Genomic DNA, 15,442 nt, shown 5'->3' with positions numbered 1-15,442 from the left:
TCTCTTCAGCGGATGAGGAACGGCAAGTAAACAGGGATCTGATCATTTACAAACTGCTTGTAGATCTGCACCTGCCGGTTGATGACGGCCCAGCGAGGGATCTCTTCTTCCCGCGCACCCTTGACGGGATCTTCCGGCTGCACCGTGTCCTCCATCCGCTGGATAAAGGCCCGCAGAACTTTGGTTCGGCCCTCTTGGGTGAGCATGCACCCCTCGATTTCATCTGTGAAGTCTTCAATCGGATCCATGACGCCGCTGTTGATCAGCCACAGCACGAGAGAATCAATCACTGGGGCACGAAACTCTTCCACCAAATCCGAGGCCAGGCAGGGGTGATTGTGGTGACCGGTGTGCAGACATCCCTGGTAGGGATCCAAGCCCTGCAGCTCAATCAGGAGCAGAATGTGGTTCCACAAGAGCTGGTAGCCAAAGCTGAGCATGGCATTGACAGGATCCCGGGGGGGACGACGAGTGCGCGTCACCAGTTCAAAGCCAGGAGAGGTGAGGCACTCCCCCAGCGCTGGGTAGTAGACGGCAGCGGCAGCTCCTTCAAGGCCCATGAGCTGCTCTGGAGTTGTAGCTTCATCCATAGCCTGAATGAGTTGCTGGAGCTGAGCAATTTTCTCGCTGCTGACCTGAGATTTGCGGCGGCGTTGCCGCAGAAGAAGTACGCGGCAGTTGTGCAGCTTGGCTTTGAGGATCTGTCTGGCGGCCTCCAATTTTTGAAAAGGGGTCAGCAGAATCTGTTTTTCCCGAAGAAAACGACTCCCCCGCTGAACGGGCTGCAGGCGACCATAACAGTACCCCATCTGGGAAAGGTAGGCGATGGGGATGTTGCGCTCTAGGCAACTCTGGATCAGTTGGGTTGTGACTTGGGCGTGGCCGAAGATCAAGATCTGATCCAGGTGGGGCAATTGAGCCTGTTGAAGAACAACTCCAGCTCGTTTGACAACCAGTCGTTCCTGGTCGAGGCTGAGGTAGCAATCTTGTTGGGACACATAAAGTGTTCTGCCCATAAGGCCACTCCCAGAAGCCTAAAATTGAAGCTGAAGTGGAAGCAGGATGGAGCCTTCTTCAAGTTAAAAGTCAGGCCCAAGAATGCTGTAAGGAAAGATGCGAATGGCGAAAAAGCAGAGCAAGGCTTCTGGTACGGGATCCGTTCGTGACGGTGTGCTCCTGACGAAAGGATCCCTCCCCATGACTTTCCACCCCTCGCAAGCCTACGCCCATCCCCAAAGCTTTGATCGTCTGCTCTGCCTGATCGCCACCCTGGCTCAATATCCCGGCGTCGGCCATCTCAACGCGTCAAATCTTCCAGGTCGCGATGAGCAGGCTCCCCCCCGCCTGCAAGAACTTCTCTCGTACCTGCACGCTGTCGCTGCCCAGCAACAGATCGCTCTTCCTCCTTGTTCTCCCCACACTCTGCACAAAGATCTGCAAACCCTGAGATACTACGGCATTCTCGGAGATCAGACGTATCGTTGGGGCTACTATCTCGGCTCCAGCGCCATGACCGAACTGGAGTTCAACACCGCCCTTAGCGCCCTCCACTCCCAGGCCACCTACCAACGGGATCCCAAAGCCCAAGAGGCCTTTCAGGCTATTGTCCGCCGCCGCTGGGGCAAAAGCCACAGTTCAGAGAGTTTTTACCCGGTCAGAGCCCAGCTCAACCGCTCCATCATCCCCACAGATCCCACCCGAGTCAGCCGCAAGGGATCGGCTGTCCGCACCCTCTACAGCGCCCTCGACACCCTAGAAGCTGCCATTCTCCAGGGGCAGGCGATTCAGATTTGCCGTTCCTCAGATCCTTACCAGCAGGGTCAACAGGGATCCAAATCCATCTGGCCTCTGCAATTGATTCACTACGACATTGCCTGGTATCTAGCCTACGAGCAATCTGATACCCAGCATTTGGTGATCGGCCGCTTGGATCGCTTCGATGATCAGTGCCAGGTTCTCTCTCACCCGCCCCGCAGCCGCTCTCAACAACTGAAACGACTTAAACAAGTCCATGAGCTCCTGAATCAGGGCTGGGGTCTTTTCCTGGGCGAACCAGAAGAACAACGCCAGGAGCTATCTGGTCAACTTCCCTTCACGGAGATTACCGTCCGCTTCTACGGCGACACCATTCCGTTCATCCGCGAGGGAGGCTACCGTCACCCCAGCCAGAAGATCTTGACCCCCTCTAGACAGGGTCAGTACTTGGACTACCAAGTCCGGCTTCCCCCCCGTTCTCATGGGGAATTCATGCGCTGGGTCAACCGGTTCATGGGCAACGTTCAGATCCTGACTCCCCCAGAATTGGCTGAGCAGCACGCCAAACTGGCCGAGGAACAGTTGCAGCGATACAGAAGCAACCAGCAAGCGGCGGCCCAGAGGGAACTCGACGCAGACAAGACAGAGCGAATGGGATGAGACACCCAGGACACTGAAGGTCTCACTCCGGCAGACGAGCAAAGCTGACCCCTCGGTAGTAGTAGGCCAAAATTTGGCGGTAAGTCCAGCCTCGGCGGGCCAATTCTTGGGCGCCCCACTGGCTCATGCCAATGCCATGCCCAAACTTGGGGTAGAGGCTGACATCCGGTAAGCTCATCAAATAAGGGATCCCACTCACCCCGACGGTTTGGCCGCCGCTGCTGGCGCTGTACATGGCATTGACAAACTGACCCCCATACACCATGACCACACCACGGGTGGCTTGTGTTGCTTCCAGGGCGGCTGCCGACCGCTGGGAAAGCCCTCGGTACACCTGGGAGCGAGTATCGCTAAACACATCAAACCAACCGCGGGAATTGCGATGGTAAAGAACGTAGCTGCGGGCCGCCACCGCCTGGGCCTTTAGGGCCTCTGGGAGAAAACGGGATCCCATTTCTGCATCCACCACACTGGCCACATAGTCTTCCAGATCCACGTAGTTGATGGCCATCACCAGGTTGTACCCGGTCAAGAGCACCTTGCCGGAGTACCAGCGGCCATTCACTGCCACCAGGCCACCCTCCTGAGGTTCGATGAACAGCACCGGGTCAACCACCCCATGCAGACGCACCCCTTGAGGGCTGGGCTGAGCCAAAAACCCTTGCATAGGGGGCAGATCTGCCAGCACCTCTCCCCGACCGTTGATCAGTTGGGCAGGGAGAGAAACTCCCACCACCAGAGGGGCAGTGGTATCGGCCAATTGCACTCGCACTGTCACCCCCCAGACAGACTCCACCCATCCCCAGAAGGCACTGACCACCAGGGATCCCATCAGGGCCAGCCAATGCCGCGCTTCCATAGCCCGTGCCCAGAGTTGCTTTTTGTACACCAACTCCAGCTTAGGATAAGGCAAGTTTCCAGAAATGGGCCGGTTGGTTGGCAGCAACTGCAGAGGGCTTGAGCCTCAGTTCTTGACGGGGTGTGGGGGATCTGAGTATGGAACTATCTATGAACGGGATCCCGTTTCCAGCGGAGCGGGCCGATCCGGCGGCTCCAGAGGGTCGGGTTCTTGCGACCCAAGCCGATTGCGGCCGCCCTCTAGATGGACCGAAGAGCTATCCGGCCCCAGGCCTAAGGCAAAGCGCAGCGAGTCCCCCGGTCGCCCATTGGAGAAGAAGAGAAAAGAACCCAAGGAAGCCAAGGAAAGAAGAGCCGCATAGCCAAACATGGCTCGATAGCCGGATCCCGCTGCTAAGGTGCCCAAAAGGGGCCCCGCCAGGCCAATGCCCAAATCAAACCCGCACATCACCAAGCTAAACAGGCGACCCCGCTCCGCCGGCTCCGAGCGATCGGCCACGAGGGCAGAGATGAGAGGGATCAAAGTCCCAAAACCGCAACCCACCACGATCCCAGCAGCCAGAAAAGCGCCGGTGCTGTTGGCAACAATCAGGATCCCCATTGCCAAGGCATAGGTGGCCAAGCTGAGGGAGATAAATGGCCCCCGCCCATAGCGATCGGAAGCGCGACCGGTGAGCAGGCGCACTCCAAAGCTGGCAAAGGCCACTGCCGTATAAAAAAGACCTGGATTCAGGGGAGCTCCGGCTTCTTGGATTAACAAGGCCACAAAGGTGGTCTGGGTGCCGAAGGCCAACCCCACCAAAAACATCACCCAAGCGAGGGAGCGCACCTTCGGGCTGCCCAGAAAGCTCCAGAAGGCCCCATCCATCGGCAGGGATCCCCAATGCTCACGCCGCTGTTCTCGAACCAGTTGGGTACAAAGAAAGCCCACCAACCCCAGCAGAGCAGAGAAGAGAAACGAAGGGCCATAGCCGGCAAACTCCTGCAAAAAGCCGCCCAAAGCAGGGCCAATGGCTGCGCCGATCGGATTGACCAAACTCATGTAGCCCAGGATCTCGCCCCGTTTTTCTTCTGGGGCAAAATCCACCACCAAAGTCACATAGGCCGTGGCAAAAGCGGCGATGCTAACCCCATGAAAGGCTCGCACCAGCGCTACCCATGGGATCCAATCGGAGAGCCAGTATCCTATGGGGGCCATCCCCACCACCCCCATGCCGATAAGCAGCACGATCTGCCGGCTGTGGCCATCCGCCAGACGACCCAACGCAGGGCGAAAGGCCAGCAACCCAATCGAAAAGGCCCCCATTACCCAGCCCACTTGCTGGCTGGTGCCACCGGCATCTCTGACGTAGAGAGGCAACGTGGGCAGCAGCGAGGATAAACTGGCCCAAAAGAGCAGCCCAGCCACAAACAAAATGCCCAAGTTGCGCCGCTGTGCCGGCTGTAGCTGCTCGAATACCCTCACGCCAACTCCTTGTGCAAAATGGGACTCAAAGCGTGCTCCCAGAACCGCGCCCTGGGATAGAGCCACCTTCGCTGGATCCCTCAGTCCAGAATATTTAGGTGCTAACCTTTCTGATTGTAACCGTATGGCCTGAGGCTGTGAACCGGCCCTGCTCAGCTTTGAAGGTGCTTCCGGTTTGGGACAACAGCGAACCCAATTGACATTCTCCCCACAGCTATAGCTTGCTTCTGCGAAGCAGTAGCCGGGGGATTCTTTCTCAGCCAGCAGAACAACCCCCACTGACTGAGCTACATCGGGCGTGAGGTTAGTACCGCAACCCAATGGGAGACGCCAAAGCGCTCCGCACCGCCGCAGGCGTTCGCGAAAGCGTCGCGTAGCGATAAAGCAAAAGCCGCCCTTGAGGGCGGGGCTTGCAACCCAGTTTTCTTGGTCACTGCAAATTGGTTTGAAACAGCCCAAGTGTAAGGACTCCGTCCCGCTGGCGCGATCAGCACCGCCCCAGCCCCTCTCCCAGGGGAAAAGGGGAGTTCGCAACCTAGGTTGAGAGGTTTACCCCCATTGACAACAACCCTGCTGTGTCGCTGGGGTCTCGGAGGAGTGGTGAACAACGTCCAATCAGCCTCCGCTGGGGGCCGGGAAAGAGCCTGTTACCGCGCGGATCTTCTGTCGCCGCCCGGCTCGCTCGATCTCCAGCTCCAGGGTGCTGCCCACCTCAGTGCGCTCCACCTCCTGTTGCACCTGATCGGCTGTGGTTACGGCACGACCATTGATGGAGAGAATGACATCCCCAGACCGCAGCCCTGCCCGTTCCGCCGGGGATCCCTGGATGACTTCGCCGATCAGCACGCCCTGATCCACCGTTATCAAAATGCGGCTATTGGGATCCTGGTTGAGGCGCTCCTTCAGCTCTGGAGTCAGCGTGAGCATGCGGATGCCCAGGTAGGGGTGATCCACCTTGCCGCGAGTGATCAACTGATTGGCCACCCGCTGGGCCGTCTCAATGGGGATGGCGAAGCCCAACCCTTGCGCTCCCTGGATGATGGCGGTGTTCACCCCGATCACCTCCCCTTGAGCGTTGAGCAGCGGGCCGCCGGAGTTGCCGGGGTTAATGGCCGCATCCGTTTGGATAAAAGATACCCGCTTGTCAGGCACCCGAATCTCCCCGCTGGAACGGCCCAAAGCGCTGATGATCCCAGCCGTAACGGTGTTATCCAAACCCAGGGGGTTGCCGATGGCAATGGCCCACTGGCCCGGCTCCAGGGTTTCCGAGCGCCCCAGCTTCACGGTCGGCAGGTTCTGGGCGTTGATCTTCACCACGGCGATGTCCGTAACCGGATCCGAACCGATTACCTGCCCATCAAAGCTGCGGGTATCCTTGAGCGTCACCGTTACCTTGTCGGATCCCTCGACCACATGGGCATTGGTGATGATCTGGCCGTCTGGGCTGATGATGAACCCAGAGCCGGTTCCCTGCTGTCGCCGCTGCCGAGGGATGGAAGGGATCGCTTGGCCGAAGAAATCTCGGAAAAAGGGATCGCTGAAAAACTCCTCAGGAAAAGGGGCAGGGGCGCTCACCGTCCGCTCCGAATCAATGCGAACCACCGCCGGCCCCACCTTTTGCGCCACATCGGCGATGAAATTCAGGTTCAGTTGGGGCGGAGTTGCCGTCGTCTGGGCAGATACCCCCTTGCCCCCCACCAGAGCCGCTCCCAGCCCAATGCCCAGCAGCACCAGCAGCACTGACGAGAGAAGAGACTTCCAAGTGGAGATGGCAAAAGGCTGGAAAGAGGATTGAGCAGGTTGGGCGGAAGCTTCTGACCCGGGAGAGGGCTGGCCCGGCATGGATGTTCTGCGCTTCATAGCTACAAGAAGAGGGTTGGGATGCTGCAAGACTTCGGCCCCACGCAGGGGGAGAAACCTAGGGCCTAATCTAACATGGACAGCAGGGATCCCAGAGTGGGCAACCCTAGCGTTTTTCCGTACTTCTATCTGGAGCGAAGAGCAGCGGAATCTGCTCACCTGAGGTAGCCCATTTCCATTCAGTTGGCTTTGATCAAGATAGGTAAAAGATAGGTAAGGCCCGAAAGGCTCCCGGTTTTGTCCGGTTTGCAGCTAGCGTAGGAATGATGAATGGGGGTAAGACCATGACCAACCCAGCCAGCCGCCTGTTGGCTCCTCTGCTTGGCGGATTGCTCTCAGCGCAGATGGCCGCCCCAGTTTTGGCCCAAATGGGGCCCTTGCCACCACCGCCTGCCGGTGAGGGATGGCGTCCTGTGAATCCTCGCCCCCTTCCCCCTGGCCCTCAACCCCTGCAACCTGGCCAGCCCTTTCAACTGCAAACCACGTTGCTATTGCGCTCTGGGGATCTGATCCAGGCGGTGCATCGCTCCCCAGAAACCCTCTTGATTGCCCCTGGGGAAACCCGCGCCGTCAGCCTTAGCTTGGATACCCCTCTGCGGGACATCTACGGCAACATGGTCGTCCCGGCGGGGGCCGTTTTGGAAGGCCAATTTCAGCCGGTGAGCGGCGGCACCCAGTTTGTCTCGCGGGCCCTGATTTTCAACGGCCAATCCTACCCCCTCTATGCCCAGAGCCAGGTTATCCCGCTGCGCAAGGATCCCCGCCACACTTCCGGGGAAGCGATTGTGCAAGATGCCTTGATTGGGGCAGCTGCGGGGGCCATCTTGGGAGGCTTGTTCGGCGACCGCGTGATCTCGACGGAGAAAGTGCTGGGCGGAGCGGCGGCAGGGGCTGTCATCGGCAATGTGACGGCACCGGAAGTGGCGGTGATCGACGCCAATGCCAACTTGACTCTGACGGTCACCCAAGATTTTCAGCCCTACCTGCCCTAGCGAGCTTCTGAAAACAGCTCTGGCCAGGGATCCCTTTCTAGGGACTGGCGGTGAGCCGATCCAGAATCTCCTCGTGGGAGAGGCCCTTGCGCACCCATTCCTCGCAGTGGTGCAGCCGCTGAGCCGTGCCGATGAGGAAGCGGTTGAGATCGGCCCCCAGGGATTCGCAGGTGGTCTGCACGCAGATGAGATCCCGCCCCGAAAGCAAGGAGAAGAGGCTGGCCAGCATTCCCGCCTCCAAATATCCGGCAGGCTCTCGCCGTGCAGAAGGTTCCTCCGGGTTGAAGCTGGCGCGAGCGGCAAGGGCAAACCCGGAATTGCGGATCCCGGCCTGAACCAAGCCGTGGTCGGCGGCGGAAAAATCCAGCTCCAGGCGTCCCCAGCCGTGGGTAGCCCAGAGATCGCTGAGGGCATCCAGGAAGATCCCCATCGGCAATTCCTGCAGCGGCTGCTGGTAGTAGCCGGAAAGCTCGTCTTCAATACGGCGGAAAAACGCCTCTCCCCAATCGCGGCCACAGTTGTAGAGAATGACGCGGGTGGCTTGGCCGGTTTCGTAGCGCAGGCCGGAGTAGAGAGCTTCCAGCAGGGGCATGGGAAAGGCCGCCAAGCGGTATCCTCCGCGGCTGTACAGCAGTCCGGTGTGGATGTCGGGGCGGATGTAGTGGGCGGGGCTGAAGCAGTGTCCGGGCAAGATCTGGTCTTGCAGAATCTCTTGCAGGGTAGTCATGGCTATCTCACAGGGGGATGGACGGATTTGAGGGCGGCTGGAACTTGGCCTTTTGGAGTGAAGGGATGAATGTCCGGTGGATTGGCAAAACTAGGGAATCCATTGAGGGCGAATGGACTCAGTTAACCAGCATGGATTTGGCCAAAAGCAGATAAGGGCGGATCATCTCGCTCTCTTCTGCCCCAAAGATGTAGGTCAGGGAGTCGAGCATCAACTTGTAGGCGGGCTGGCATTGGTCGCGCATCTTGAAGGATTTCAGGATCGTCTCCAGCCAGTAGAGCAATTTATCCCGCAGATAGTCTTCGTCGTTGAGCAGCATAGCCATGCAGCAGTAGCGCCACACCATGCTCAGATCCCGGCGGCAGCGCTCCCAGGCCAGGTGACCATGTTGGCGGGTCAAATTCGGCATCATCGGCTGAAACTTCTCCATCACCCGATCCAGCAACTCTTGTTCTTTGGCCTGGAGAACCTGGTAAAGGCGGACCCGCTTCGGGATCCCTTCCACGTAGGCGTGTAGAGTTTTCAACTCGTCCGGGCGCAGATAGCGGCCTTCGCTTTGTTGCATCAGCTCGGCAACCCTTGAATTCATGGACAGATCCTCCGTTAGTTGGCTTCACACAAACATTTCCGCCAAGGTGAGAGCCCTCTCCGGCGGAACTGTGGGCAGGTCAACCTCGGCCTCAGACCTAGAAGAAGAGGAGGAAGGGAACTGGGCCTGAGAAGTGGCGCAGACAGCTTGTAGCTCTTGCCAGTAGGGGGCAAGCAAACCCTGCTGATCCGCTGGCAGGGATCCCTGAACCACTGCCCGTAGCTGAGCGAGCGCTTGCGGCAACCCTAGGTACTGTTCCATCGCACCAAGAGTTACCTGCTGCACAGGGGTGGGATCCCCCAGCAACAGACTCAGGCCCAGGGAGCGCAAGCAAAAGGCCAATTGACGAGCCAAGAGGCGCTGAGCCGGGGTTAGAGAAGGTTCTGCCCCCTCTCTGGCGGGATTGCTGCTGGGCAACGCTGTCGCGACGGGGGTTGGCCCCTGCTGTTGCAAAACCTTTTGGATCCAGGTCAGCTCTTGCTGTTGTAAGACTTGGTAGAGCTCCAGCCGTTCTTTAAAAGAGAGCGAGTAACGAATCAGGTCTTGCAGATCGTCGGGTGTTAAGTAATCCCCTTCTCGCTCGGCAATGCGTTCTGGCCAAGAGTGAAGGTCATCCATGGGTGAAGTCTCCTTAGAGCACGGATCGAGAGAGCACAACTGAGAGCCCTGAACAAACCAGAGCTAGAGCAAAGCTCCGCCAAACAAGGCGGCAAAATCCTCAAGGGTAAAGGGATCCTCTGCCGGCAATTCCGGCAGCGGCTCTGAGCGTGGGCAGATGCCCGACCAATTGAAGCCGGCAAAAAACTGTCCCACCGACTGGGCAAAGAGCATGGGGGACTGCGGCGGCGGCTCTTGAGCAAAGGGAGCCTTGGCCGGGGGTCGGTTATCCCAGTTCAACCCCTGCAAAAAGACCGCCAGCGGCTGGGTTAAGTCCAGATCGGTGTCTAAGTTGAAGGTGACCATGGGCGTTTCTCCAAAGTGTCGAGGGATCCCAGAGAGCCTTCAAAAGCCACAAGCAAGCCTCACAACTGGTGCAAACGCTGCTCGATCTCGCGGGCGCTGGCCCCTTCGGTGATCCAAAAATTGGCGGCATCAATGCGTTCTTGCCCGCCCAACAGGAATTTGCAGTAGGTTTCCCCCATGGCGTAGCACTGGATCTCGATGCAGGCCAGCTCGCGGGAAGTCATAGCGGTGAAAAACCCGGCAAATAGCCCGGCATAGAGATGACAAACCGGCTTGCCCACATCCCCAAGGGTGCGAGCCACCATCGAGTCAAACAAGTTGATAAACAGGAAGCCTTTTTGTTTGGATTCGGTTTCCACCTCCCACTTGCCCCAGCCCTGAGCCGTAAAAGGCCACCACCAAGTCTCCAGCAAAAACAAAAGGTTGGACTGTTTTACGCCAATCCCATACTCCCGCTCGTACCACTCGGAGAAGTGCTTGGCATCGCGGATGCCCCAATCTCTGCCAATGGTGTACATCACCGCCGCCGAAGCATCCCCCACCTCCCGTTCCAAGCCTGTTTGCAAGCCCACAATAAAGTCTTCGCTGAGCAGGAGATTTTGTGTGTTGTTCCAGTCGATGATCGTGCCCTGATCTCGGTTGAAGCGGAAGAAATCGCGGTAACTGTAGTGGGCATGCTTGTCGCGGCCCACAGGCATGGTGACTGCAGGACGGGGATCCGGTCGAGATGTAGTGGCCATGGCGCTCTCCTGATAAAAAATGGATAATTCTAGATTGCAAAGCAACAGGATTTGGTGGGATTTGTAGGGATCAACTGGGCCAGACAATGCCAATGAGTCAACAAAATGAATGGCTAAGCATTCGATAAACTTGGTCAGCTATCTGAGGGATCCAACATTGTTCAACTCTTGTTTGATTGTTTATAAAACAACACCTGCCGAGCTCAAGGGATCCCTGAATATCGACAATCCATCAAACTTCCCGAGTTTGGGCCAGCGTATTGCCAATGATGCGGAAGTCCTCATTTTCTAGCTGCTTAACAGTAGAGCGAGTGATGATCTTGCCCTGCTCCACCAAAACCTTCCCCGTCCGTGGGTGCAGCAGGTCTTGTTCGGCCCGCCGACCGATGAGCACTTCGATATCCCTCAGCGAGTTCACGTACATCCCCGGCGGCAGCTCCACCACCACGCCATCGGAAACCACCCGCGCCTGACAGGCCAGCCGGGAATTGCTGCGGGCGCTGGTAATGGTCTCCAGAGTCTTGGCCTCGCGGGGGGTGATGGGAGTGAGGCTTTCCATTCCCTCTTTGACGTAAACATGACAGGTGGCACAGAGGCCGCGACCGTTACATTCCCGCGAGACATGCAGCTCCTCCGACAAAATAGCCGACAGAAGATTGCTGTAGGTATCGACCTCTGAGACACGAGATAAAGGCTCTAGCCGGATTTGTTTAACCATAGATGGGATCCACATTAAGGGCAGACAAAAAACTCCGGCGGGCAGGATCTACTGCATAAGCAACGCAAACAAATCACAACAATTAACTCCCTTCCCCTGCAGCCCCCTTGCAGGTCTACAGCAACACCTGAGTCCCCAGTCAATCAAACCAGAGCACTTCACCAGAGCACTTCAAATGATGAGCCCTGCACCTGTGACCCTGGGAGAGGCTGCATTCTTTACTTAACTTATATTCTGGATCTGGAGCAGGTTATTCTGGATGGAAGTGTCATAATACTTAACTACGAATAAACACGGAATTTTTTTATCGGCTAGAAAGTTACAAAGTGAAATCACGTAAATTGGAGAAAATGACAATCCTTTCGTAAATATTTATCGCAGATCTCCCCCGGTCGTTCTGTCGGCAAGGTAAATCTTAAGTAGAACCTTCACGGTCTTTTATTGGCAATTTTGTTACAGAAGGATGTGCTGAAGTTTGCCGTAAAAGCGTATTGAGCCATTCGCTACTCTCTTGGCCATTTCTTTAAAGTAGCCCCTCGTTTTGTCTGTTTTTGTCAGTTCTGTCGATTGGGAGCTATTGCCATGGAACCACGCCAGCGGGATCCGCAAACGTTGCAAAACCTGTTGCGGGCTGCCTACCAACAGCTTTTGGAACGCCAGCCCTACCAGCACGAGAAAACAGGAGAACTGGAGAAAATCGAGCAGGACTTTCTCCGCGGGCGGATTGGGATCAAACGTTTGGTTCGTCAAATCGGGGGATCCCGTCTTTATCAGCGGCTGTTTTTCAGTGCCGGCTGCAACACCCGCTGTGTGGAGCAGGGTTTCAAGCACTTTTTGGGGCGGGCCCCGGCCAGCAAAGCTGAGGTGGCCACCTACCACGACATTTTGGTGCACCAGGGCTTGCAGGCCATGGTCAATGCCTTTATCGACTCGGAGGAGTACCGCCACCAGTTCGGCAACGACCATCTGCCCCACCCCCGCCAACGGCTGAGCGGCCACCCACCTTTGGCCTACTTGCTGACAAACCAAATGCACCGGCGCCATGAGCTGGGGATACAGGGATCCCCGCTTTTGCACAGTTTGGCGGCGATGGAAGTGGGGATCCCTTAGGCAGTGGGGCCGGGGAGGAAGTCGAGGGTATAGGCTTGGCGAACCTCCAGACCCGCTGCGCCGATCCCCAGGGCCACCATCTCCTGAAAGTAGGTTTGCCAGCGCTGGTGGGTCATGGCGCCGATCCCCAGCGTGGCGGCATCTCCACTGGTGAGAAGGCCGTAGTCTTTTAGGGCTTGGTGGGCGTAGGCCAGGAGGGCCTCGCTCATGTTGGGGTTGTCTTGGCGGATGAGGCGATTGCCGGGGCGGGGATCCTCTAGGTAGCTCTGCCAGCCCTGGATGGAGGCAGCTACAAATTTTCGCACCTGCTCCGGGTGCTGTTCGGCAAAGGGGCGGGTGGTCTCCAGGGTGGTGGCGTAGGGGGAATAGCCGTAGTCGGCCAGCAGAAAGACGACGGGATCAAAGCCCCCCTCCTGGCGCACGCGGAAGGGCTCGGAGGTCACATAGCCCTGCTGAGCAGAAGACTTGTCCAGCAAGAAGGGCGTGAGGCTGAGGTTGTAGGGGCGCTTCTGCTCGTCGGTAAAGCCAAATTTGGCCCGCAAAAAAGGCCAGTAGGTGAGGTTGGCCCCCGGTGACACCCAGATGGGCTTGCCCCGCAGGTCTTCCAGGCGCTCGATGCCCACCCCTGGATGGGCCAAGAGACACTGGGGATCCTTCTGGAAAAAGGCGGCCACGGTGAGAACAGGGATCCCAGCTTGCAGAGCCGCCAGAGCGTCGGGGCTGCCGCCGAGCACAAAATCTGCCGCTCCCCCGGCTAGCAGTTGCAGCACGTTAACCGCCGTTCCCCCCATGCGGATTTCCACCTGCAGACCGTAGTCGGCGTAGATGCCGGTGGCCAGGGCTTGGTAAAAGCCGCCGTGTTCGGCCTGGGCGTACCAGTTGGTGACCAGTCGCAAGGGCCGGGATCTGGCCGAAGAGGGGCGGGAGCCCGCTCCTACTGCTAGCAGAGCAGCTCCACTGGCCAAAAAACGCCGCCGCGGCCAAGGCTCTGGAGTTACACCGGACATAGGCAGGGATCCTCAGGCGGCCACGCTTTCAGTATCTCGCAAGTAGACCAGTTTTTCCTCAGGCTGGCCACCCCTTGGAAGAGGAGCTGTTGGGAGGCGTCTTCGATTTATATTTGCAAAGCAAGCGGGATCCCCTTCTTACAAGGGGCAAGATCGACATTCCAAGGGGTAGGGCATGGGCAAGGTGTATCTAGTGGGGGCAGGGCTGGGCGGGCGGGCGGGCCTGACGCAGGGAGCACTGGAGATCCTACGGCAGGCTGAGGCTATCTGGATCGACGAGCTGGTGGATGAGCGCTTGTTGGCAGAGTTGCCGCCGCAGGCGCAGGTGTGGCGACGCTCTGGGCCAGGAAGCCTCCAGGAGGGCATCCACTGGCTCATCCAGCGCTGCCGAGAAGGCAAACAGGTGGTTCACCTTAAGTCGGGGGATCCGCTGATTTTTGGCCGCGCTCGCGAGGAGATCCAAGCCCTTAGGGAGGCGGGCTGTCCCTTTGAGATTTGGCCGGGGTTGTCGTCGGCCCTGGCTGGCCCCCTCTGGGCAGGGATCCCGTTAACGGATAAACACTTGAGCCGCGCTTTTGCCGTTCTCACCGCCCACGAGCTGGAAGCTCTGCCCTGGGGCGCTTTGGCCCAGTTGGATACTTTGGTGATTTTGATGGGATCCCGGCAGCGACAGCACATTGGCGCACGGCTGATGGAGTCTGGGATCCCGGCAGACCGACCGGTGGCTGTGATCTGGGGAGCGGGGCAGGCAGAGCAACAGGTGTGGGTAGGCACCTTGGCGGAGCTGCAGCAGGAGGCGGGTCAGGCGAAGTTGCCGGGTCTGCTGGTGGTCGGGGAGGTGATCCGGTTGCGGCAGGACTTTTTGCCGGGGATCCCTCCTTTGCCTCCGCCGGCTCCCCTGGCAGGCAAGACGGTTCTCGTCACCCGTTCCGAGGGGCAATCACCAGCTTTTCGGGAGCTGCTACAGGCCCAGGGAGCGCGGGTGCTGGAAATGCCCACCCTGGTGATCCAACCGCCCACCTGTTGGGATCCCTTGGATGCCGCCATTGCCCGCCTGGGCCAATTCAACTGGCTGTTGCTGACTTCGGCCAACGGGGTGCAGGCTTTCTTTGAGCGGTTGCACCGGCAAGGTCGGGACAGTCGGGCTCTCCACCCCGTACAAGTGGCGGTGGTGGGATCCAAGACCGCTTCCGTGCTCGCCCAGTACGGCATCCATCCCGATCTCATGCCCCAAGAGTTTGTGGCCGAGGCCCTGCTTCAAGTTTGGCCGGAGCCGATCTCAGGGCAGCGGATTCTCTTTCCCAGAGTGGAGTCGGGAGGCCGGGAGGAGGTGGTACAGGGTTTGCGGCAGCGAGGGGCAGAGGTGGTGGAGGTGGCCGCCTATCAGTCTGCCTGTCCGGCGACAGCGGATCCCCAGGTGGTGGAGGCTCTGAAGGCCCGTCAGGTGGACATCCTCACCTTTGCCAGCTCCAAGACGGTGCAGCATTTTGCCCACTTGATCCGGCAGGCAGGGCTGGGCCCAGAGGTGTGGGATCCACCGGTGCAGATTGCCGCCATCGGCCCCAAAACCGCCGAAACCTGCAAAGCCGCATTCGGTCGGGTGGATATCGAAGCGCAGGAGTATACTCTGGAAGGATTGGTGGAAGCCCTCATCCAAGCGACCAACCGTTTCACCCAGCCTTTTCAGGCCGTTCGCGGTAGCAGTTCACAGCACCCAAGGGCTCCTCTATAATGAACCCGCCCATGCCGCCCGCGTCAGCCAGCCGGGCATCCCAAGCAGATACACCCAGACACCATGTGGCAGACGGCCAAGCTCTACGAAGACATCCTTTACGAAAAAACGGATGGCATTGCCAAGATCACCATCAACCGTCCCCACAAGCGCAACGCCTTTCGCCCCAAAACTGTTGCCGAGCTGATCGATGCGTTTGCCGATGTGCGAGAGGATCCCCGTATCGGGGTGGTGTTGTTGACCGGGGCAGGGCCCCACAGCGACGG

At 58.5% G+C, this 15,442-nt stretch carries 16 protein-coding genes; 5 read left to right on the top strand and 11 right to left on the bottom strand.

The features are described 5' to 3' along the window. Window positions 1-5: 5 nt before the first annotated feature. Window positions 6-1,016, bottom strand: coding sequence for a CRISPR-associated endonuclease Cas1 (gene cas1 / locus NW849_RS03820; protein ID WP_414356000.1), 1,011 nt, complete (start codon window positions 1,014-1,016; stop codon window positions 6-8). Between the two features lie 103 nt (window positions 1,017-1,119). Here cas1 and NW849_RS03815 point away from each other — a divergent pair, with 103 nt between their 5' ends. Continuing rightward, window positions 1,120-2,415 (top strand): helix-turn-helix transcriptional regulator, encoded by a 1,296-nt coding sequence (locus NW849_RS03815; protein WP_414355997.1) that lies wholly within the window; start codon window positions 1,120-1,122, stop codon window positions 2,413-2,415. 22 nt (window positions 2,416-2,437) lie between these two features. Here the strand turns inward: NW849_RS03815 and NW849_RS03810 are convergent, their stop codons facing one another. The 3 genes from NW849_RS03810 to NW849_RS03800 form a co-directional block, all read right to left on the bottom strand. Continuing rightward, window positions 2,438-3,328, bottom strand: coding sequence for a SpoIID/LytB domain-containing protein (locus tag NW849_RS03810; RefSeq protein ID WP_414355995.1), 891 nt, complete (start codon window positions 3,326-3,328; stop codon window positions 2,438-2,440). Window positions 3,329-3,421: 93 nt separating this feature from the next. Then, window positions 3,422-4,738 carry an MFS transporter gene (locus tag NW849_RS03805; RefSeq protein WP_414355992.1) on the bottom strand — a complete coding sequence of 439 codons (1,317 nt, stop codon included), beginning with the start codon at window positions 4,736-4,738 and terminating at the stop codon, window positions 3,422-3,424. Between the two features lie 615 nt (window positions 4,739-5,353). Next, window positions 5,354-6,598 (bottom strand): HhoA/HhoB/HtrA family serine endopeptidase, encoded by a 1,245-nt coding sequence (locus NW849_RS03800; RefSeq protein ID WP_414355989.1) that lies wholly within the window; start codon window positions 6,596-6,598, stop codon window positions 5,354-5,356. Window positions 6,599-6,882: 284 nt separating this feature from the next. Here NW849_RS03800 and NW849_RS03795 point away from each other — a divergent pair, with 284 nt between their 5' ends. Then, on the top strand, window positions 6,883-7,590 hold the full coding sequence (locus NW849_RS03795) for a hypothetical protein (protein WP_011432227.1): 708 nt from the start codon (window positions 6,883-6,885) through the stop codon (window positions 7,588-7,590). Between the two features lie 37 nt (window positions 7,591-7,627). On the opposite strand, the gene NW849_RS03790 is transcribed toward NW849_RS03795, so the two are convergent. From NW849_RS03790 to NW849_RS03765, 6 genes are all read right to left on the bottom strand, one after another. Continuing rightward, window positions 7,628-8,317, bottom strand: coding sequence for a V4R domain-containing protein (locus NW849_RS03790; RefSeq protein ID WP_414355987.1), 690 nt, complete (start codon window positions 8,315-8,317; stop codon window positions 7,628-7,630). Window positions 8,318-8,435: 118 nt separating this feature from the next. Next, window positions 8,436-8,906: a phycobilisome protein gene (locus tag NW849_RS03785; protein ID WP_414355984.1), complete on the bottom strand. Its 471-nt coding sequence runs from the start codon at window positions 8,904-8,906 to the stop codon at window positions 8,436-8,438. A gap of 24 nt (window positions 8,907-8,930) precedes the next feature. Beyond that, entirely contained in the window at window positions 8,931-9,524 is a 594-nt protein-coding gene (locus NW849_RS03780) for a hypothetical protein (RefSeq protein WP_414355982.1), read from the bottom strand. Between the two features lie 63 nt (window positions 9,525-9,587). After that, window positions 9,588-9,869, bottom strand: a complete 282-nt coding sequence (locus NW849_RS03775) for a hypothetical protein (protein WP_414331880.1) — start codon at window positions 9,867-9,869, stop codon at window positions 9,588-9,590. 59 nt (window positions 9,870-9,928) lie between these two features. After that, window positions 9,929-10,609 (bottom strand): V4R domain-containing protein, encoded by a 681-nt coding sequence (locus tag NW849_RS03770; protein ID WP_011432222.1) that lies wholly within the window; start codon window positions 10,607-10,609, stop codon window positions 9,929-9,931. Window positions 10,610-10,841: 232 nt separating this feature from the next. Continuing rightward, window positions 10,842-11,327, bottom strand: coding sequence for a 2Fe-2S iron-sulfur cluster-binding protein (locus NW849_RS03765; protein WP_414355980.1), 486 nt, complete (start codon window positions 11,325-11,327; stop codon window positions 10,842-10,844). 582 nt (window positions 11,328-11,909) lie between these two features. On the opposite strand from NW849_RS03765, the gene NW849_RS03760 reads away from it, so the two are divergent. Further along, entirely contained in the window at window positions 11,910-12,437 is a 528-nt protein-coding gene (locus NW849_RS03760; protein WP_414355978.1) for a phycobilisome rod-core linker polypeptide, read from the top strand. Here the strand turns inward: NW849_RS03760 and NW849_RS03755 are convergent. Then, complete coding sequence (locus NW849_RS03755) at window positions 12,434-13,444, bottom strand: ABC transporter substrate-binding protein (protein WP_414344061.1); 1,011 nt, start codon at window positions 13,442-13,444, stop codon at window positions 12,434-12,436. The genes NW849_RS03760 and NW849_RS03755 overlap by 4 nt on opposite strands. A gap of 175 nt (window positions 13,445-13,619) precedes the next feature. Here NW849_RS03755 and cobA point away from each other — a divergent pair, with 175 nt between their 5' ends. Continuing rightward, window positions 13,620-15,176 (top strand): uroporphyrinogen-III C-methyltransferase, encoded by a 1,557-nt coding sequence (gene cobA, locus NW849_RS03750; protein ID WP_414355975.1) that lies wholly within the window; start codon window positions 13,620-13,622, stop codon window positions 15,174-15,176. Window positions 15,177-15,239: 63 nt separating this feature from the next. After that, the coding region (locus tag NW849_RS03745) for an enoyl-CoA hydratase-related protein (protein WP_414355972.1) at window positions 15,240-15,442 on the top strand (203 nt) is incomplete at its 3' end.

The sequence above is a fragment of the Synechococcus sp. R55.3 genome (assembly GCF_047461975.1).
Classification (GTDB): Bacteria; Cyanobacteriota; Cyanobacteriia; order Thermostichales; family Thermostichaceae; genus Thermostichus.
The sequence above is the reverse complement of the archived record's forward strand: the minus strand, read 5'-3'. Positions and strand labels throughout refer to the sequence as shown.